This window comes from Tenacibaculum soleae, assembly GCF_001693415.1.
Classification (GTDB): Bacteria; Bacteroidota; Bacteroidia; order Flavobacteriales; family Flavobacteriaceae; genus Polaribacter; species Polaribacter soleae.
The window spans coordinates 95,259-114,029 of sequence record NZ_MAKX01000013.1; the positions used below are offsets into that span (position 1 = coordinate 95,259).

The following is an 18,771-nucleotide window of genomic DNA, read 5'->3' on the forward strand; positions in this document are numbered from 1 at the left end:
GTATTTTTTTAGCGTTTCAAAAATAACTAATTTAACTGTATTTTGTTTATTAATTTTAAGGCTTTACAAATTCGTTCATCTACTAAAGAGTCTCCATAAATTTCTGTTTTTACATGTAAAAAATTGTCTGAATTTATTTTAGTAAAGGTGTTTAAAATATGATAAGAATAATTATTTTTTTTACCCTTAGCATAACTATAATATGATGGTTTGTTAAGTAGGTTTACTTTGTTTGTTTTAATTTCTGATAAATTCATTTTTTTGTTATCGTCTGTAATTTTTTGAGCAAAAGTTTTATCAATAAAAACGGTTTTATGTACTAGGGTAACATCAATAAGCGTTGTTTTTGTTAGGCTTACTGTGGTGTCAGCTGCGTAAAGGGATGTTTTTGTATCATCAAAATATAAATTTACTTTCCATTTTTTAGGCAACGGTATTGTAAACATTTTTCTAACATCTTCATTTTTTTGTAAATCAGTGTAAGTATCAATTTTTACACACGGAAAATCTTCATTCAAATCAGGAAGAGAGTTGCAAGAAATGATAGAGAATAGGACTAAAATAGCTAAAAAATATTTCATAAATAAGAATAATGTTTTTATTGATTTTTATCAAAATAGGCAATTAACAAATCTACCACATAACTGTAAGATTTTATTCCTTTTGATTGATTGTTTGCTTTTAAATAAGAGTTATAACCTTTTTTTAAATAAGGCTCTAAAGGGTTGTCAAATTGTTTCCAATGTAAATAACTATCTCTGTAATCTTTATAAATGCCTTTGTTTACTAAGTTTTTTATTTCAGATGCAATCGCTTTATCATGTTTGTATACTTGGCCAATACAGTAATTATACGCCATTCTGTAGCCTGAATATTTAAAATATAAATCATCATTTGCAATAGAGGCTAAAAAACCTACAAAGTTAGCATCATTTTCTGCAGCCCAACCTATTTGATGCGCCATTTCATGACATGTAGTAGTTGGATATCCTGTTTTAGGAATCATGCAATTTACTTGCGCTTCACCAGTAATTGGATTTATATAACCAGCGGTTCCGTTATAAGATTGAAATAAACTAACTAAAGAACTTTTTATAGATGTATTTTGATAGGTTAACTGCGGATAAATAAAAGCTAAGTTTTGATAACCATTGGTAGCTAACTGATAAATTTCTTTTTGCGAATATGGAACTTTGACTTTCATAGAATCGTTTGCAACAATTTGCAAATGCACTTTATTTAACTCAAGAACAATTTTTTTTGTTGTTTTAACCAATTGTTCAGTACTGTAAGTTGCTTGTTGTAAGTTTAAATTTTTAGCCAATGGTTCACGAAAATAATTGAATCCCCAAAAAGTGTAAAAACAAAAATAGATAATAGATAAAGCTATTGTAAAATTTAAAAGTAGTGAAATGCTATTTTTAAATCGATTTTTAATTAGTTGATAAATGCCCTTTATCAATAATAAAATTAAAATTAATCCTACAATATCTCCAAAAGAAAAAGGAATCCAACCTAAAATAAAACGAAAAAATTTAGATATATAGGGATATACACCATTACTATAGTATTTTTCTATCCACGCAGTTTTTTGACTTAAAAGGTGCACAAAAAATACCTGAATAGGTAAGGTTAAAGCTAAAAATATTTTTTTTTGATATTGCTTCATAAAATTCAAAAATAAGAAAGTTATAAGGTTATCAACAAGTTAATAACAATTTTGTTTACAAAATTTGTGTATAAAGAAAGTTAAAGATAGCGCCTATAAGTATCAGCTTAAAAAATTACATTTGCAGTTATGGAACGAACGCAATCTCTCAGAGGAACAAAAACAGAAAGGGCTAAAATTGTTAGCCTTGAAAAAGGTAAAATACCACCACAAGCACTAGAATTAGAAGAGGCTGTTTTAGGAGCCATGATGATTGATAAGAAAGGAATTGATGAGATAATCGATATACTTAATCCAGAAGCTTTTTATGACAAAAGGCATCAAGAAATATACGCTGCAATTTACGCGTTGTTTCAAAACTCAGAGCCAATTGATTTACTTTCAGTATCAAATCAATTAAAGAAAAATGGAACGTTAGATTTAGCAGGAGGTGATTTTTATTTAATTGGTTTAACTCAAAAAGTAGCATCATCAGCGCATATCGAATTCCATTCTCGAATTATATTAGAAAAATATATTCAGCGTAAGTTAATTACCATTTCTTCTGAAATTATTGAAAATGCATACAACGAAACAGTTGATGTTTTTGATTTATTAGATGATGCCGAAGGAAAGTTATTTGAAGTAACACAAGGAAATCTTAAAAAGGGAGCCGAAAGAGCCGATTCGCTAGTACAACAATCTATTAATAAAATACAAGAAATTTCTAGCCAAGAAGGAATGAGTGGTTTGGCAACCGGGTTTACCAAATTAGACGCTTTAACATCGGGTTGGCAACCGTCTGATTTAATAATTATTGCAGCGCGTCCTGGTATGGGTAAAACAGCATTTGTAATTTCAATGGCTAAAAATATGGCAATTGACTTTAACCACGCTGTTGCAGTTTTTTCACTAGAGATGTCATCAGTACAGTTAATTACACGTATGATATCTTCTGAAACAGGTTTAACATCAGAAAAACTACGTAAAGGTAATTTAGAACCACATGAGTGGGAACAATTAAATGTTAAGGTTAAAAAACTATCAGATGCACCAATTTTTATTGATGATACGCCAGCGCTTTCAATTTTTGATTTACGTGCAAAAGCACGACGTTTAGTGTCACAACATAACGTTCGTATTTTAATAATTGATTATTTACAATTAATGACTGCTGGAGGATCTGGTGGAAATCGTGAACAAGAAATATCTACCATTTCACGTAACTTAAAAGCTTTAGCAAAGGAACTAAGTGTGCCAGTAATTGCATTATCACAATTATCGCGTGCCGTAGAAACTCGTGGAGGATCAAAACGACCGTTATTATCAGATTTACGTGAATCGGGTGCAATTGAGCAAGATGCCGATATTGTATCGTTTATTTTTAGACCAGAGTATTACGGAATGACAGAATGGGACGATGATGATCACTCACCATGTGAAGGACAAGGAGAGTTTATTGTAGCAAAACATCGTAACGGTGGATTGGATAATATTCGTTTAAAATTTACAGGGCATTTAGCAAAATTCTCAGATTTAGAAGAAGGGTTTAGTAGTGAGTTTCAATCAAGTATGAATACTGGTGTCGAATCAGGTTTTAACAACGAAATGGCTTCTAATAACTTTGCTTCGCCTGAAGATGCTTTTGGCCCTAGTGATGATGATGAAGGATTGCCTTTTTAAAATTCTGTATATTTGATATATGGATGAGTTAGAAAGAAAAATAAAAAATTGGGTTTTAAAAAATGGTTATCCTTTTGAAATGGAGGTAGCTAGCTTGTTTCAAAAAGAAGGGTTTAAAATTTCACAATCTTTATTATATAAAGATACGGACACAAATAAATATAGAGAAATAGACGTTATTGCTTATTTGAATAAAGTAGTAAACGGAGTGTCTTTTAGTTTTTCTTTTGTTATAGAATGTAAAAAATCTACAAATAAACCTTGGTTGGTTTTTAAAAATAAAAATTTAATAAACCCTAAATTAAATAGATTCAAACCATTTGCAACTAAAAACGCAGAAATTTTATTAGACAAAATAAATGGTAAAGATAAATATAAAAATCTTTTTCCAAATATAAATAACGCTGGATACAATTTAGTAGTTGCATTTAAAGAAAGTAAAGATTTAGCATATTCTGCTACTACAAGTTTGTTAAAAGCATGTGATTATCTAATACACAAATTTAATAACTCTAACTTAAAACAGTGTAATATTTATATTCCCATGGTTTTAATTGAAGGAGTATTGTTTGATGCCTGTTTAGATATAAAAAATGAACTTAATTTTAATAAAGTAAATTCTTCTGTGGTAATGAATACAAAAATTTTAGACGAAAATAACTCAAATTTAATAACAATTGCATCATCTAATAATTTACAAAAGTATATTCAAGAATTGAAAAAGGATATTGATGATTTTTTTGAAGATAATGAAAGTGATTTAATAGAAATATCTAAAACTAATCCTGTAAGTATTTAATGAAAAAAACATTATACTCATTTATATTATTTTTTGTTACAAACTCACTTTGGGCGTCTTTTATATACGTGCCGATGAATCATAATAATCAAAAAAATCATTTAAAGGCATACGGTATTGTTTATTACGCCTTACAAAACGGCTTAAAAGCAAAATGGTTGTTAAACTATGATGGTGGTGCTTTTTTAATAGAAAACAATCAATCGGTAGAAAAAGAATGTAAAATTCGTGGAGTTTCATACCAAGTAATTTCAGACGCTAAATCAGCTTTAATTTTAGAAGAAATTTCATCACCCTCTAAAAATCAAGAAGCGGTAACTTTAGAAAAAGCACCAAAAATAGCTGTATATTCTCCTAAAGGAAAAATGCCTTGGGATGATGCAGTAACTATGGTATTAACCTATGCTGAAATTCCGTTTGATGTAATTTATGATGAAGAAGTATTAAATGATAAACTATTATTATACGAATGGTTGCATTTACATCACGAAGATTTTACGGGACAATACGGGCGTTTTTATGGCGCTTTTAAAACGGCACCTTGGTATATTCAACAAAAAAAAGATGCAGAAGCACTGGCTAAAAAATTAGGTTACACAAAAGTATCAGAAGAAAAAAGAGCCGTAGCTAAAAAAATTAGAGATTATGTAGTTGGTGGCGGATTTATGTTTGCAATGTGCTCAGCAACCGATAGTTTTGATATTGCTTTAGCTGCTGACGGTGTTGATATTGCTGAAGGAATGTTTGACGGAGATGCTTCGGAGCCTAATTATCAATCAAAAATAGATTTTAATAAAACTTTTGCATTTAAAAACTTTGAGCTGATTCGCAATCCAACTACGTACGAGTTTTCATCAATAGATATGACACGTAAGCGTAAAATAAAAAAAGAAGTTGATTATTTTACGTTAAGAGAGTTTTCAGCAAAATGGGATCAAGTACCAACAATGTTAACGCAAAATCACACGCAATTGGTAAAAGCTTTTATGGGACAAACTACTTCTTTTGATCGAAGTACAATAAAATCGACTGTAATGGTTTTAGGTGAAAATAAAACGAATGGTGAAGGGCGTTATATCCATGGTACCAAAGGGAAAGGAATGTTTACTTTTTATGGTGGCCATGATCCGGAAGATTATCAGCATAGAGTAGGAGATCCGAAAACAGAATTAGATTTGCATCCAACATCACCAGGATATCGATTAATTTTAAATAATGTGCTCTTTCCTGCTGCAAAAAAGAAAAAGAAAAAAACTTAAAAAAAGTAATTGGCAATTGTTTTATAAACAGTTACTTTTGCTAATGACAAAACAAAACAACAATGCCAACAATACAACAACACCAAGAGTTTACACAACAAGTTCGTAGAGATATCGTTAGAATGGTTCATGCAGTAAATTCAGGACACCCGGGAGGTTCTTTAGGATGTGCTGAGTTTTTAACATGCTTATACCAAGAAATCATGGATTATTCTACTGATTTTAAAATGGATGGGAATAATGAAGATTTATTCTTTTTATCAAACGGACATATATCACCAGTTTATTATAGTGTTTTGGCACGTAGTGGTTTCTTTCCAGTTGCTGAATTAGCTACATTTAGAAAGTTAGACACTCGTTTACAAGGACATCCAACAACTCATGAAAACTTGCCTGGTATTCGTGTTGCTTCAGGGTCTTTAGGACAAGGAATGAGCGTTGCAATTGGTGCTGCTGAAGCAAAGAAATTAAATGACGATAATAAAATTGTATACACATTACATGGTGATGGAGAGTTACAAGAAGGTCAAATTTGGGAAGCAGCAATGTATGCTGCAGGAAAAAAAGTTGATAATTTAATTTCAACTATTGATGTAAACGAAAAACAAATTGACGGTACCACCGACCAAGTTTTAGCAATGGGAAGTTTAAAAGCAAAATTTGAAGCTTTTGGATGGGATGTACTTGAAATAAGAGAAGGAAATAACGTAGCAGCTATTTTAAAGGGAATGGCAGATGCAAAATATCGTACAGGTAAAGGAAAACCAGTTTGTGTATTATTATATACAGAAATGGGTAATGGTATAGATTTTATGATGCATACTCACGCATGGCATGGTAAAGCACCTAATGATGAGCAATTAGCATCATCATTAGCACAAAATCCTGAAACATTAGGAGATTACTAAAAGAACATGTTATTAATAATTTAAAAAAAGAGTTTTTCATAATTGAAAAACTCTTTTTTTTATAGTTTTATTTAGAATTTAACTGTAAGAATAATTTTATCTTTACAGTTAAGTAAATCAATAATTAAACCATTCAATCTTTTAATAAAATATGAGAATAGGAATTGTGTGTTATCCAACATTTGGAGGAAGTGGAGTAGTAGCAACAGAGTTAGGAATGGCATTAGCTGATAAAGGTCATGAAGTGCATTTTGTTACTTATAACCAGCCTGTTAGGTTAGATTTTTTTTCACATCGATTGCATTTTCATGAAGTCGTTTTAGAAGAATATCCATTATTTCAATACCAACCTTATGAGTTAGCATTATCTAGTAAAATGGTTGAAGTTGTAGAGAAGCACCAATTAGAGGTTTTGCATGTGCACTATGCTATTCCGCATGCTTATGCAGCTTATATGGCGAAAAAAATGTTAGAAGATAAAGGTATAGAAATAAAAGTTGTAACGACCTTACATGGTACAGATATTACTTTAGTAGGAAGTCATCCAACATATAAAACTGCGGTAGAATTTAGTATCAATAAGTCAGATGAAGTAACGGCGGTATCTAATAGTTTAAAGGAAGACACTTTGCGTTTATTTAATATTGATAAAGATATTAAAGTGGTTTATAATTTTATTGATGGTAAAAAATACGATAAAGCAAATCAAGACGAATGTAAAAGAATAGCTTTAGCAAAACCTGAAGAAAAAATTTTAACACATGTTAGTAATTTTCGTCCAGTTAAAAGAACAGAAGATGTAATTAAGATTTTTAATGAAGTTCAAAAAAAAATCCCCTCTAAATTACTAATGGTGGGTGATGGGCCTGAACGTTTAAAAGCTGAGAATTTAGCAAAAAAATTACAAATTGAAGAGAAAGTATTGTTTTTAGGGAATAGTAATGAAGTTGCCAAAATACTATGTTATACAGATGTGTTTTTATTACCTTCAGAAACAGAAAGTTTTGGGTTAGCAGCTTTAGAAGCGATGGCAGCAAGTACACCAGTAATTTCAACTAATTGTGGAGGGTTGCCTGAGGTAAATGTTCATGGTAAAACAGGATATTTGAGTAATTTAGGAGCTATTGATGACATGGCTAAAAATGCCATTAAAATTTTAAAAAACGAAATTGTTTTAGAAAGATTTAAAAAGAAGGCAAAAGAACACATTAAATTATTTTCATTAGAACAAATACTGCCTGTTTATGAGGAAATTTATAAAAAATGTTCAAAAAGATAAAAAATTTGTTTTGAAAGCATTTAGCTGAAAATTATTTATGAAAAGAGTATTTAAATATCTTGTTAAAAACTAAAAATTAAATAACATAAACATATAACTTTAAAGATATTAAAGGTCTGTAGTTTTAAACATTTATGAAAATTATAATAGATTAAGATTAACTTTATCAAAAAAAATAATGACAGTTATAAATATTACCGCTACAGATGTTATAGGAGCAGTTGAGCAAATACAAAAAGTAATAGGAGGCGAGATTACTGAAAGATGGGGTGAGTATGTTTTAGAAGTTGATAGTAATTTAGCTAAAGGTAAAATTACCTTTTTAACCTTTGAGTGGGGAGGCAATGTTTTACAATACGATATTACCTTTTTAGATGATATTAGAGTAGCTATAGATGCTTCTGAATTTAACCCAATACACTTTACATATACAACTGAAGGTCATACTTTTCATAAGTTTGAATTAGAAAATAAAAAACGAAAATTAGAGCAATATCAATCTGTAATTATTACGAGTAAAGATGGAGGCTATAATTATAGATATTTTGAAAAGAATGTAAAAATAAACATGCATCTTATTCAAATAAATAGAGTTTTATTTATTAAAAAACGTTTAAATGATGCTTCAGTATTAAACCAGAGATTATATGAAGTTTTTCATGATGACCAACATGAAAATGTTTTCGCTTACTTTGGAACGTACAATTTGAAATTAGCAAACCTTATAAAACAATATAACGGAATTAAACAAAAAGGTATGATTCGTATATTAATAAAAGAAGGTATTGTGTATCAGATATTATCAGAACACATGCTACAGCATAATAAAGATATTAAAAGAAATAAAAAACCAAGTACATCTTTAACTAAAAAAGAAATAAGTTTAGTACGTAAAGTAGGTCAAAGAATACTTAAAAATGTAGCAGAAGATTATAATGTTGAGGATTTAGCTAATAACATAGGTATTACACAAGTTAAACTTCAAGAAGGATTTAAGTTATTGTTTTCTAGAACAGTTATTGAATATATAAGGCATGTACGTTTAGAAGAAGCAAGAGATTTGATGAATACAACAGATTATAATATTTCTCAAATAGTTTATTCAATAGGATTTTCTAGTAGAAGTTATTTTTCGAAGATATTTAAACGTAAATATGGTATTAACCCGAGTGAATTTTTAAAAAATAAGCAAGAAAAAATAATTAAATTACAATAAGATGATTTTATAATAGATAGTTTATGGTAAAAGAAAAGTATAAATGCTCAATTTATAAATTAAAAAAGTTACAACCTAATACACCTATAAACCTAGTGTTAAGTGGTGGTGCAGAAAAAGGTGTTGCTCATATTGCTCTGTTAGAAAAATTAGAAGAACTTAATATAAAAATTAATGCAATATCTGCATGCAGTTCTGGCTCATTAGTAGCAACTATGTATGCTTCTGGTTTAAAGCCAAAAGAGATTTTATCTTTTTTTAGAACTACTGAAATATTTCAATACTCATGGATAACTATAGCAAAACCTGGAATTTTTAATTCCTCTAGTTACGCAAAGTTAATTGAAGATAAAATAAAAACAACTTTTGAAGAATTAACAATTCCGTTAATCATTTCAACAACAAATTTAAATAAAGGAGTGACGGAATATTTTTTTAAAGGCGAATTATTAAAACCTGTACTAGCATCATGTGCCTTGCCAGGTTTATTTAATCCTGTAAAAATTAATGATATGTTGTATTCTGATGGAGGAGTAATAGATAATTTTCCAACAACACCTTTTAATAATTCACAATATCCAACGGTAGGAAGTTATGTTGTTTTTCCATCAGAAAAAAAAACAGAAGAATTAGATACAACATTAAAGGTCTTAGCGCATGCTTCAAAATTATTGATGCTATCTTCTGAAGAATATAAATTTTTTGAAACCTTTGCAACAGTATGTTTTCCTTTAGGTAAATTTAGTGGCTATGATAAAACAGAAGTGGATGTTATTTATAAAACAGCAAAAAAATACATAGAAACCCAGCTTAGTTAGTATTTATTATAAAAATTATTTAGAGTAGTGCCACCAATTCATTTCACGTGTTAATTTATAACCTAGATTTTCATAAATTTTTATTGCTGAGTTTCCTTTAGTAGTATGTAAAATAGGATGTTTTTTATTTGCTATTATATTTTTAGTAACATGAGTTGTTAATTGTTTAGCAAAACCATTACCTCTATAATCGGGGTGTGTAACAACAGCACTTACCTCAATAAAATTATTAGTTTGCATGCGTTGACCAGTAATGGATACTAATTTGTTGTTTTTAAAAATACCAAAATATTTACCCATTTCAAAAGTTTTCATCTTAAAATAGCCTGGCATAACCAACCAAACTAAGTCATATATTTCATTGATATGTTTAGTAGTAAGTGGAATGATTTTTTCGGTTATATTAACTTCAATTAAGTTTTCTAATACCATTTGGCATCCTTCAATTTTTCGATTTAATGTAACAAAATTAGGGTCATGATTTGGTGTTTCTTTTTCTGTTACTAAGAAAAAACTATCAGTAAGTTTAGCGTATTTATTTAAAGCATTTGCTGTTTTTGAAGAATCAATAAAAGCGCCAAACGGACATACTTTTGGATTGTAAAATTGTACTCCATCATATTTAATAGCGAAATCTTTATGTGTTTCATTTAAAGAAAACCAAACAGGATTTTTAAGTTTATTTTCCACTTTTATAAATATCTTTTAAAGCTGATTTTAAATCAGAAAATATAAATGAATAATGTTTTTCTGTTTTTTTATAGGAAATAGGACTTCCTTTTAATAAAAGGACATTCATTTCACCTAAAATAATTTTTAGTATAAATGAAGGCACGTTAAATGGAAGAACAGGTTTATGAATAACTTTTGATAGTATTTTTGTGAAATTTTTATTTGTTTGATGCTCGGGAGCTACAGCATTGTATGTACCTGTAAAGTTATTGGTTTTAATTGCTTTTAAATATATGTTGCATAAATCATCAATATGAATCCATGGCATGTATTGTTTTCCGCTTCCTATATTAGCTAAAAACAAAGGTGTATTTATTTTTGGCAACGCACCACCTATTTCTGATAAAACAATACCGGTACGTATAATAGTAACAGGAATATTTAGTTTTTTAAATTGATGTGCAGCTTTTTCCCATTGTACACAAACTTTAGAAATAAAATCATTTTCAGGAAGATGATCTTCAGTAAAAATTTTATCAGAAGTAATCGCTCCATAATAACCAATTCCTGAAGCTGAAATAAAACCTTTGAGTTGAATTTTTAACTCTTTTATTTTTTTAAAAAGTAGATTAGCGGACTGTACACGACTATCAATTAATATTTTTTTTTGTTCATCTGTCCATCGCTTATCAGCAATTCCTGCTCCAGCTAAATGGATGATATGTGTAATGTTTGCAAAAGCATTATCATCAATAAATTCGTTTGAAATATTCCAAAGAAATTCATTCTTTTTTTTTGGATTTCTTGATAAAATAACAACTTCATATTTTTTTTCTATTAACTTTTTTTGAAGTCTTTTTCCAATTAATCCAGTTCCGCCAGTTATAAGTATTTTAGTCATTTTTAATATTTTTTATATAAAAAGTGAAAGGCAATAGAATGATTTTTGGCATTTGGAATTACAACTTAATATTTATGTTCTTTAGGGGCTGTAACTTGAGTAAACATTTCCTTCATTCGTTTTACCTTATTTTTTTTCAGTAATCAGAGTAATTAAAATAAGTCTTTTAACTTTTTATCCAATCATATGATATAAAAGTAATACAATAAAAAGTATTCTTAATTACTTAATTGTTTTTTACCATTTAATTAAAACGGTAGTACATACAAATATAAGGTTAGGATATTGTTTAGATAAGAAAAAAAACATAAAATAAGTACTTGTTTTTTAGTGTTTTAAAATATTTTTTAAAAAAATGATATAAAATAAAAACCGAAATAGAAGTTTTCTCGTAAATAAGGTTGAATGAATAATTAACTAATAAAAATTTACAATCATGAAAAAAATTAAATTAATTATCGGAGCAGGTGTTTTTGCTTTAATCGGATTAATGCTTTATGCAGCAGATCATATTGATGCGCCAAATGTACAAGGTGGTACGAGCGATATTACAGACTTTTATGCTTTTCAAGCAGAAGATACAAACAACCTTGTTTTTGTAGCAAATGTTCAGGGGTTATTAAGTCCTTCAGCAACGAGTGAGGCAAAATTTGATGAAAATGTATTAATAGAATTTAATATTGATAATAATGATGATAAAATAGAAGACTTGGTAATTCAGGCCATTCCAAGAGATGGGAAAATGTATTTTTTTGGTCCGTATAAACCATCAATGACAGGTGTAAAAAGTTTATTGCCTCAAGATGGATCTGAATACGGAGTAGCTATATCTCCCTATAAAGTAAATCCTGTTATAGGAAATAAAAACGGAATGAAATTTTTTGCAGGTCCAAGAGATGATCCTTTTTTTATGGATTTTGCTAAGTATGGTGAAATAATTGGAGGTATGGCGAGTGGATTTGATAATCCAGGTACAGATACTTTTAAAGGAACCAATGTATTGTCTGTTGTTGTAGAAGTACCAAAGTCTATGATTGGAGGATCAGGAACTATTAATACTTGGGTAGAAACAAAAACAAAGCAATAATTATCAATCAAATTTTAAAATCTTGAAGCATGAAACTTAAAAATATAAAAACGAACGTATTGTTAATAGTATCAAATTTTATTACAAAAAACAGCACTATGAAACTTAAACCAATAAAAATAGTATCACTTTTAATATTATCTTTTTTAACATTAATAAGTTGTAGTGATGATAATGATAATATGGATTATTTAACACCTATGAATTTTTCAGGTACTTATACACAAAAAGATCAAATGGGACGACCAGCTATTAATACTGTGTTTGTTAATAGTGATAAAAAAGATATGTTTAATACTACAATACCATCAGAACAAAATGCAGCCTATGCAGCGATGTTTGAAACAAATTTAAAAGCTTTAAGCCCAGCTTATGCAAATGAAGGAGATAAAAATGCATTAGGGTTAGATGCCGCAAATTTTGCAGGAGTATTAGCTACCGATGTGTTAACGGTATCTTTAGATGGTAAAACAACTTTTTATGATGGAGAAAATGTTTTAACAGGAAGAGCTTTAGCTGATGATGTTATAACGGTAGAGTTATTGTTGATTTTTGGAGGTGAAGATTTTACTGAAAACCCAACACTATCTGATGATAATGTAAGTGCTAATGATAAAGAGTTTTTAACATCTTTTCCTTATTTAGCAAGTCCTTGGTAAAATTATAAAAAGATAAGAATTGGCTACTTTGTCTCATTGTAGCCAATTTTAAAAACTAATCCTTCTTATTATGAAAACAATAAAAACACTACTAATTATAGTTATTTTTAATCTATTTTATAGTTGCAGTACTGCTACAAATATTGAGGTAACAAATGAAACAGATTATAATAAATACCTAAAAAATCCAATAAATATAACTGAAATATTAGCAGAAAGAGAGCTTGTTTTTTGGGAAAATAAAATAATTAAAAACCCCAATCAATATCCATATTTATCAAAAATAGCAGATGCTAACATGTTACTTTTTTCATCAAAAGGTACTATTACTTATTTATTAGAAGCTGAGAAAAAGTTAATAGAAGTTAATAAAAAAACGAATTATAATAATAGCGGAAACTTAAGGGCATTAGCACGAAATTATATTTCTCAACATCGATTTAAAGAAGCTTTAGCATTAGTAAAAAAAGCCACTGTTATTGGAGAAAATTTAAGAGGTAGTCAAAAAATGCTTTTCGATATATATTTAGAATTAGGAAATACCCAAAAAGCATTTGAATTTTTAGCCAAGATAGAGGATTATGCCGATTTTGATTACCTAATTAGGGTTTCTAAATGGTATGATCATAAAGGAAATTTAAGTTCAGCCATTCGTTTTATGGAAAAGGCTATGAAAAAAGCTGAAGAAGCAAACAACAAACAGCTTAAAATTTGGAGCTACACCAACTTAGCAGATTTTTACGGTCATGATGGTCAAATTAAAGAGTCATACAATTTATATTTAAAAGCATTAGCTTTAGATGAAAATAATGCATATGCCAAAAAAGGAATTGCTTGGATTGTTTATTCTAATGATCAAAAACCAACAGAAGCAAAGCGTATTTTAGATATGATTAGCACCCGTCATTTTTCACCAGATTATTATTTGTTAAAAGCCGAAATTGCTGAGTATCAAAACGATTCTATATCAAAAAATAATAACATAAATTCTTATTTATCAACTATAAAAAATAATCAATATGGTGTGATGTATCATCAAAATTTAGCTAAAGTTTATTTAGATGAATACAATAATACAGCCAAAGCATTACCGTTAATTAATGAAGAAATAGTTAACAGACCTACCCCACAATCTTACGATTTATTAGCATGGTATTATTTTAAGAAAAAAAAAATTAAAAAATCGTTAAAAATAGTAGATACATATATTGCAAATAAAACTTTTGAACCTGAAATACAGTACCATATGGCAGAAATTTATAAAGCTAACGGAAAAATATCAAAAGCAAAAAAAATAAGAAAAGAATTGCTGAAAAGTTCTTTTGAATTAGGACCTTTGATGACAAAGAAAATTTTAAATATTTAATTAAAAACTATTATTTTGAAAACTAAATTAACAATACTTTTTGTGCTTATTAGTTATTTGCAATTATTTTCACAAAAGTTTACAGGAACAGTATTTAACACCAATAATAAACCTTTAGAAAATGTTTATGTGTATAACATGACAAGTAATACTCATAGTCATACAGAGGTAAACGGAAAATTTGTTATTGAAAAAGCAAATGAAGGCGATTTTGTAGAATTTAGAATTTTAGGTTACAAAAAACAAGTAATTCAATTAACTAAAAACAACTTAGCAAAGCCATATATATTAATTTTATCAACCAAACGTTTTATGTTAGATGAAATGGTTTTATCAAACAAACAAGATGCTTTACAAACTTTTGTTAGAATAGATTTAGATAAAAAACCAGTAAACTCATCACAACAAATTTTACAAAAAGTACCAGGTTTATTTATAGGACAACATGCTGGTGGTGGAAAAGCAGAACAAGTTTTTTTAAGAGGTTTTGACATTGATCATGGTACTGATTTAGCATTGTCAGTTGACGGAATGCCTGTAAATATGGTATCTCATGCTCACGGACAAGGATATAGTGACTTGCACTTTTTAATACCAGAAACTATTGAAAAAATAAACTTTGGAAAAGGGCCTTATTATGCAAGTAAAGGTGATTTTAATACAGCCGGATATGTAGATTTTAAAACAAAATCACATTTAGAGCAAAGTCAAATTGAAATTGGTATTGGGCAATTTAATACTTTTAGAACATTAGGTATGTTTAATCTTTTAGATAAAAACAGTACAGACAATGCTTATATAGCTATTGAGTATTTGGCAACAGATGGTTTTGTAGAATCTCCTCAAAACTTTAGCAGAATAAATATCTTTTCAAAATATAAAACCTTTTTAAAAGATAATAGTAGTTTGTCTTTATCAGCAGCTCATTTTACAAGTAAATGGGATGCATCAGGACAAATCCCTGTAAGGGAAGTTGCTAACGGAAATATTACTCGTTTTGGTAGTATAGATGATACAGAAGGAGGAACTACATCAAGAACAAATATAAATATTGAACATTCAAAAGTTTTAAAGAATGATGTAAAAATAACTTCTAATATTTTTTATTCGAATTATAATTTTAATTTGTTTTCTAATTTTACTTTTTTCTTAGACGATCCTATAAATGGAGATCAAATAAAACAAACCGAAAATAGAGATATTTTAGGGTTTAACACACAATTTAAAAAGAAATTAAACATAAATAAAATACCAACAACATTAACTTTTGGTACCGGTTTAAGAACAGATATTGTAGATAATTTAGAATTATCACATACATTACAAAGAAAAGAAGTTTTAAATGAAATTCAACTAGGAAAAGTACATCAAACAAATTTTTACACTTTTTTTAACAGTGAGTTTGAATTAGGTAAATTTACAATTGCTCCGGCTTTACGATTAGATTATTTAAACTTTAGCTACAACGATTATTTATTGAATGAATATAAAACATTTTCAAAATCAAAAGTAATTGTAAATCCTAAAGTAAATATAACATACACACCAAATACAAAAACTCAATGGTTTTTAAAATCAGGTATTGGGTTTCATTCAAATGATGCAAGAGTTGTTGCTACACAACCTAACAGAAAAACATTACCAAAGGCTTATGGTATAGATTTTGGTAATATTTGGAAACCTACTTCAAAAATAGCAATTAATACTGCCTTATGGTATTTATTATCTGAAGATGAATTGGTTTATGTTGGTGATGCTGGTATTGTAGAGCCATCAGGAGAGTCAGAGCGTTTTGGATTAGATATTGGTTTTAGATATCAATTAACAGATTGGTTATATTTTAATACCGATGCTACCATTACCGATGCTAAAATTGTAGCCGAGCCATCAAATGCTAATAACATACCGTTAGCTCCAAGTTTTACAATGACAGGTGGTTTATCTATAAATAATTATAAAAATTTTTCAGGAGGAATTGATTATAGATACATAGGAGATAGACCTGCAAATGAAGATAACTCAATAGTAGCAGAAGGTTATTTTGTTACCGATGCAAATATTAGTTATAAAATTAATGATATAACTTTAGGTTTGGCAGTCGAAAATTTATTTGATGTAGCTTGGAATGAAACACAATTTGCAACGGAATCTAGATTACAAAATGAACCTAACGCCGTAGAAGAAATTCATTTTACACCTGGTACACCATTTAGTGTAAAAGCAACAATAAGATATTCATTTTAATAAAAAAGTAGTTGTTCGGGGGGATAACTATTAAGTGCTATCATTTTTTAGAAGGATTAATGATAGTAAAACATAGTCGCTTTATGCGGCTATGTTTATTTATATAAGTGATTTAATTTTTTATAAAAACCGATATATAATTAAGACTATAAATATCAATAGCTTTATTAATAAATATAAAAAAGATTTTATAACCTAAGATCTTAAAATAGGAAGGCTTGTAAGATAAATATAATTGTTAAACAGCACCCAAAGTATATAACTGCTCTAAATTAGGAGATATACTACCTCCTGTAGGCTCTAAAGTAATACCGAATGCTTGAGATTCGTTAGGATTATCAATAGTAAATATTTTATTTTTATTAGTTATAAAATTATCGATAGTTCCTAAACTGGTAGGTGATAACGGATCAAGTTTTAACGACCATACTTGATATACTTTTCCTTCAGGAGGATCAGGTAATCCTTGTACATCTAAATATATTTTTTGCGATTCTTTATTCCAAAAAACTTTAGCGTATGCCTCAGGAAGTACTTTTTGTCCCTGTAAAGGCACAGTAACAACATTTTTAGCTCTTATTACTTTTAATAAATTTTCATTCTGGGCTAAATAAGTATTCGATTTTTCTAATTGAAATTCAAATTGGTCTTTAGCTTGATTAATTGTATCTATTTCAGCTTGTAGGTTATTATTTTTATTTATCGATAAAACTAATGTACTACCAATAATAAATGCAGCTGCCCAACCAGTATAAGTTGCCCAGTTATTTTTTCGATTATTTAAAGGAATAACTGTACTTGAATTCTCTTTTTCTTGTAGTATTTTAATTAAAACATTTTTAAAAGAGTTTTTGTTTCCTGAACGAGAAACATAACCAGTAAGAGAAGATATTGATTTTTCAATATCTTTTATTTCTTCTAAAATTTCAGGATATTTTATAATTAAGGCATGTATTTGCTCGTTTTCTTTTTCAGAAAGTGCCCCAGCAACGTACAATTCTAGTATTCCAGATTCTATGTGTTTTTTTGCTTCCATTATTTAAGCATAATTCTTAACTCATTAATACAGTTTCTGTTTCTTGTTTTAACAGTACCTAAAGGTATATTTAAACTTTCAGAAACTTCTTTTTGCGTAAAACCTTTAAAATAAAGTAATTCTATTACTTTTATACAGGTGTCTTTTAACTTATTTACAAAGTTTTTAATTCCAATAGCATTCGTTTTAGAATCTAAACTATCATGATTCTCTAATATATCTACGAAAATTTCAGAGTTTAGGTTTTTAGCACTGTTCTTAAAACTTTTTGATCGGGTTTTATCTATCGCAGCATTTCTAGCAATATTAATAATCCAAGTAAAAAACCTACCTTTTTTAGCAGAGTATGATGTAGCATTATTCCAAGCTTTTATAAAAACATCTTGAGTAACTTCTTCTGAAATATCTTTATCTCTAATAATATTAAATACAATTCCGTTTACACTTTTATTATACATTTCATATAATTTTTCAAAAGCTTTTACATCTTTTTGTGTGAATTTTATAACAAGATCTTCTAATTGCATTTTATTTTTTTGTAAGATAGTAAAATTAATTAAGGCATAATTTTATGATTAATTACTTCTAGATTTTATATTGTTAGTACAAAGCTTAATAATTTCATAAATACGTTTTGTTCGAGTCGTTTCTCTTTTGGCTTGTAGTAGCCAATATAAATAATTCTTTTTATAACTAGGAGCAAAGTTTTTAAAGTTTGTAAAAGCAATTTTATTTTTATCAAATTCCATTTGTAGCTCTATCGGAATTATTAGTTTATCAATCGCATCTAAAGTGTTCCAAGAATCATTTTTTTTAGCAATCTTTATGGCTTCGAATCCGCTGTTATGCATTAAATTAGTAGCAATTAAACTTTTAATATGTTTTTTATTTACGGCACTCCAAATACTTTTTGGTTTTCGCTTACAAAAATATTGCTTACGTTTACCGTTGCCTAAGCTTTTTACAGTGGCATCTATCCAACCGTAACACAAAGCTACTTTTACAGCTTCTTCCCAACGCATAGATTCCTCTATGTTTTCAACTTTATAAAAAATAAGATATATCCCTTCGGATGTATTATAGTTTTTAGACAACCAATTACGCCATTCAATATCATTCTTAAAATAAAATTCCACTTTTTCTTTCACAATTACTATCTTATTTAAAAGAAAAATTATCGCTAATTTATAAAACAA

18 protein-coding genes are annotated in these 18,771 nt (G+C 28.4%); 11 read left to right on the forward strand and 7 right to left on the reverse strand.

The window, feature by feature from the left end:
- Positions 1–26: 26 nt before the first annotated feature.
- Positions 27–581, reverse strand: a complete 555-nt coding sequence (locus BA195_RS10050; protein ID WP_068705056.1) for a hypothetical protein — start codon at positions 579–581, stop codon at positions 27–29.
- A gap of 17 nt (positions 582–598) precedes the next feature.
- Complete coding sequence (locus tag BA195_RS10055; RefSeq protein WP_068705058.1) at positions 599–1,669, reverse strand: DUF3810 domain-containing protein; 1,071 nt, start codon at positions 1,667–1,669, stop codon at positions 599–601.
- Between the two features lie 129 nt (positions 1,670–1,798).
- On the opposite strand from BA195_RS10055, the gene dnaB reads away from it, so the two are divergent.
- The 7 genes from dnaB to BA195_RS10090 all read left to right on the forward strand — a co-directional run bounded on the left by dnaB (position 1,799) and on the right by BA195_RS10090 (position 9,610).
- The gene (gene dnaB / locus BA195_RS10060; protein ID WP_068705060.1) at positions 1,799–3,331 is read left to right on the forward strand and encodes a replicative DNA helicase; all 1,533 of its coding nucleotides are present in this window, start codon (positions 1,799–1,801) and stop codon (positions 3,329–3,331) included.
- A 19-nt stretch (positions 3,332–3,350) separates the two neighbouring features.
- Positions 3,351–4,130 (forward strand): hypothetical protein, encoded by a 780-nt coding sequence (locus BA195_RS10065; protein ID WP_068705062.1) that lies wholly within the window; start codon positions 3,351–3,353, stop codon positions 4,128–4,130.
- Positions 4,131–4,204: 74 nt separating this feature from the next.
- Complete coding sequence (locus tag BA195_RS10070) at positions 4,205–5,389, forward strand: asparagine synthetase B (protein WP_068705444.1); 1,185 nt, start codon at positions 4,205–4,207, stop codon at positions 5,387–5,389.
- Positions 5,390–5,451: 62 nt separating this feature from the next.
- On the forward strand, positions 5,452–6,297 hold the full coding sequence (locus tag BA195_RS10075) for a transketolase (RefSeq protein WP_068705064.1): 846 nt from the start codon (positions 5,452–5,454) through the stop codon (positions 6,295–6,297).
- Between the two features lie 151 nt (positions 6,298–6,448).
- Positions 6,449–7,576, forward strand: a complete 1,128-nt coding sequence (bshA, locus tag BA195_RS10080; RefSeq protein ID WP_068705066.1) for an N-acetyl-alpha-D-glucosaminyl L-malate synthase BshA — start codon at positions 6,449–6,451, stop codon at positions 7,574–7,576.
- A gap of 178 nt (positions 7,577–7,754) precedes the next feature.
- Positions 7,755–8,792 (forward strand): helix-turn-helix domain-containing protein, encoded by a 1,038-nt coding sequence (locus tag BA195_RS10085; protein ID WP_068705068.1) that lies wholly within the window; start codon positions 7,755–7,757, stop codon positions 8,790–8,792.
- Positions 8,793–8,815: 23 nt separating this feature from the next.
- Positions 8,816–9,610, forward strand: a complete 795-nt coding sequence (locus tag BA195_RS10090; RefSeq protein ID WP_068705070.1) for a patatin-like phospholipase family protein — start codon at positions 8,816–8,818, stop codon at positions 9,608–9,610.
- A 15-nt stretch (positions 9,611–9,625) separates the two neighbouring features.
- On the opposite strand, the gene BA195_RS10095 is transcribed toward BA195_RS10090, so the two are convergent.
- Both BA195_RS10095 and BA195_RS10100 read right to left on the reverse strand, forming a co-directional pair.
- A complete protein-coding gene (locus tag BA195_RS10095) occupies positions 9,626–10,300 on the reverse strand; it encodes a GNAT family N-acetyltransferase (RefSeq protein ID WP_245662344.1) in 675 nt (224 codons plus the stop codon).
- A complete protein-coding gene (locus BA195_RS10100; protein WP_068705074.1) occupies positions 10,290–11,183 on the reverse strand; it encodes a TIGR01777 family oxidoreductase in 894 nt (297 codons plus the stop codon). The genes BA195_RS10095 and BA195_RS10100 overlap by 11 nt, the downstream gene beginning before the upstream one ends.
- Positions 11,184–11,619: 436 nt before the next feature.
- Here BA195_RS10100 and BA195_RS10105 point away from each other — a divergent pair, with 436 nt between their 5' ends.
- From BA195_RS10105 to BA195_RS10120, 4 genes are all read left to right on the forward strand, one after another.
- Positions 11,620–12,270 carry a DUF4331 family protein gene (locus tag BA195_RS10105; RefSeq protein ID WP_068705076.1) on the forward strand — a complete coding sequence of 217 codons (651 nt, stop codon included), beginning with the start codon at positions 11,620–11,622 and terminating at the stop codon, positions 12,268–12,270.
- A gap of 98 nt (positions 12,271–12,368) precedes the next feature.
- Complete coding sequence (locus BA195_RS10110) at positions 12,369–12,929, forward strand: DUF4331 family protein (RefSeq protein WP_068705446.1); 561 nt, start codon at positions 12,369–12,371, stop codon at positions 12,927–12,929.
- 70 nt (positions 12,930–12,999) lie between these two features.
- Entirely contained in the window at positions 13,000–14,295 is a 1,296-nt protein-coding gene (locus BA195_RS10115) for a tetratricopeptide repeat protein (RefSeq protein ID WP_068705078.1), read from the forward strand.
- A 15-nt stretch (positions 14,296–14,310) separates the two neighbouring features.
- Positions 14,311–16,539, forward strand: a complete 2,229-nt coding sequence (locus BA195_RS10120) for a TonB-dependent receptor (protein ID WP_068705080.1) — start codon at positions 14,311–14,313, stop codon at positions 16,537–16,539.
- Between the two features lie 238 nt (positions 16,540–16,777).
- Here the strand turns inward: BA195_RS10120 and BA195_RS10125 are convergent, their stop codons facing one another.
- Genes BA195_RS10125 through BA195_RS10135 form a run of 3 tightly spaced genes read right to left on the reverse strand, consistent with a single transcriptional unit; the run spans position 16,778 to position 18,723 of the window.
- A complete protein-coding gene (locus BA195_RS10125; RefSeq protein WP_068705083.1) occupies positions 16,778–17,575 on the reverse strand; it encodes an anti-sigma factor in 798 nt (265 codons plus the stop codon).
- Entirely contained in the window at positions 17,575–18,102 is a 528-nt protein-coding gene (locus BA195_RS10130; RefSeq protein WP_068705085.1) for an RNA polymerase sigma factor, read from the reverse strand. Before BA195_RS10130 ends, BA195_RS10125 begins: the two co-directional genes overlap by 1 nt.
- Before the next feature lie 48 nt (positions 18,103–18,150).
- Positions 18,151–18,723: a YdeI/OmpD-associated family protein gene (locus tag BA195_RS10135; RefSeq protein ID WP_068705087.1), complete on the reverse strand. Its 573-nt coding sequence runs from the start codon at positions 18,721–18,723 to the stop codon at positions 18,151–18,153.
- Positions 18,724–18,771: the final 48 nt, after the last annotated feature.

What these genes read in the sequence shown, in the direction of transcription:
- BA195_RS10110 (WP_068705446.1), top strand. Translation starts at nt 12,369, where the DNA reads ATGAAACTTAAACCAATAAAAATAGTATCACTTTTAATATTATCTTTT.
- dnaB (WP_068705060.1), top strand. Translation starts at nt 1,799, where the DNA reads ATGGAACGAACGCAATCTCTCAGAGGAACAAAAACAGAAAGGGCTAAA.
- BA195_RS10055 (WP_068705058.1), bottom strand. Translation starts at nt 1,669, where the DNA reads ATGAAGCAATATCAAAAAAAAATATTTTTAGCTTTAACCTTACCTATT.
- bshA (WP_068705066.1), top strand. Translation starts at nt 6,449, where the DNA reads ATGAGAATAGGAATTGTGTGTTATCCAACATTTGGAGGAAGTGGAGTA.
- BA195_RS10115 (WP_068705078.1), top strand. Translation starts at nt 13,000, where the DNA reads ATGAAAACAATAAAAACACTACTAATTATAGTTATTTTTAATCTATTT.
- BA195_RS10090 (WP_068705070.1), top strand. Translation starts at nt 8,816, where the DNA reads ATGGTAAAAGAAAAGTATAAATGCTCAATTTATAAATTAAAAAAGTTA.
- BA195_RS10065 (WP_068705062.1), top strand. Translation starts at nt 3,351, where the DNA reads ATGGATGAGTTAGAAAGAAAAATAAAAAATTGGGTTTTAAAAAATGGT.
- BA195_RS10125 (WP_068705083.1), bottom strand. Translation starts at nt 17,575, where the DNA reads ATGGAAGCAAAAAAACACATAGAATCTGGAATACTAGAATTGTACGTT.
- BA195_RS10105 (WP_068705076.1), top strand. Translation starts at nt 11,620, where the DNA reads ATGAAAAAAATTAAATTAATTATCGGAGCAGGTGTTTTTGCTTTAATC.
- BA195_RS10100 (WP_068705074.1), bottom strand. Translation starts at nt 11,183, where the DNA reads ATGACTAAAATACTTATAACTGGCGGAACTGGATTAATTGGAAAAAGA.
- BA195_RS10085 (WP_068705068.1), top strand. Translation starts at nt 7,755, where the DNA reads ATGACAGTTATAAATATTACCGCTACAGATGTTATAGGAGCAGTTGAG.
- BA195_RS10075 (WP_068705064.1), top strand. Translation starts at nt 5,452, where the DNA reads ATGCCAACAATACAACAACACCAAGAGTTTACACAACAAGTTCGTAGA.
- BA195_RS10130 (WP_068705085.1), bottom strand. Translation starts at nt 18,102, where the DNA reads ATGCAATTAGAAGATCTTGTTATAAAATTCACACAAAAAGATGTAAAA.
- BA195_RS10070 (WP_068705444.1), top strand. Translation starts at nt 4,205, where the DNA reads ATGAATCATAATAATCAAAAAAATCATTTAAAGGCATACGGTATTGTT.
- BA195_RS10050 (WP_068705056.1), bottom strand. Translation starts at nt 581, where the DNA reads ATGAAATATTTTTTAGCTATTTTAGTCCTATTCTCTATCATTTCTTGC.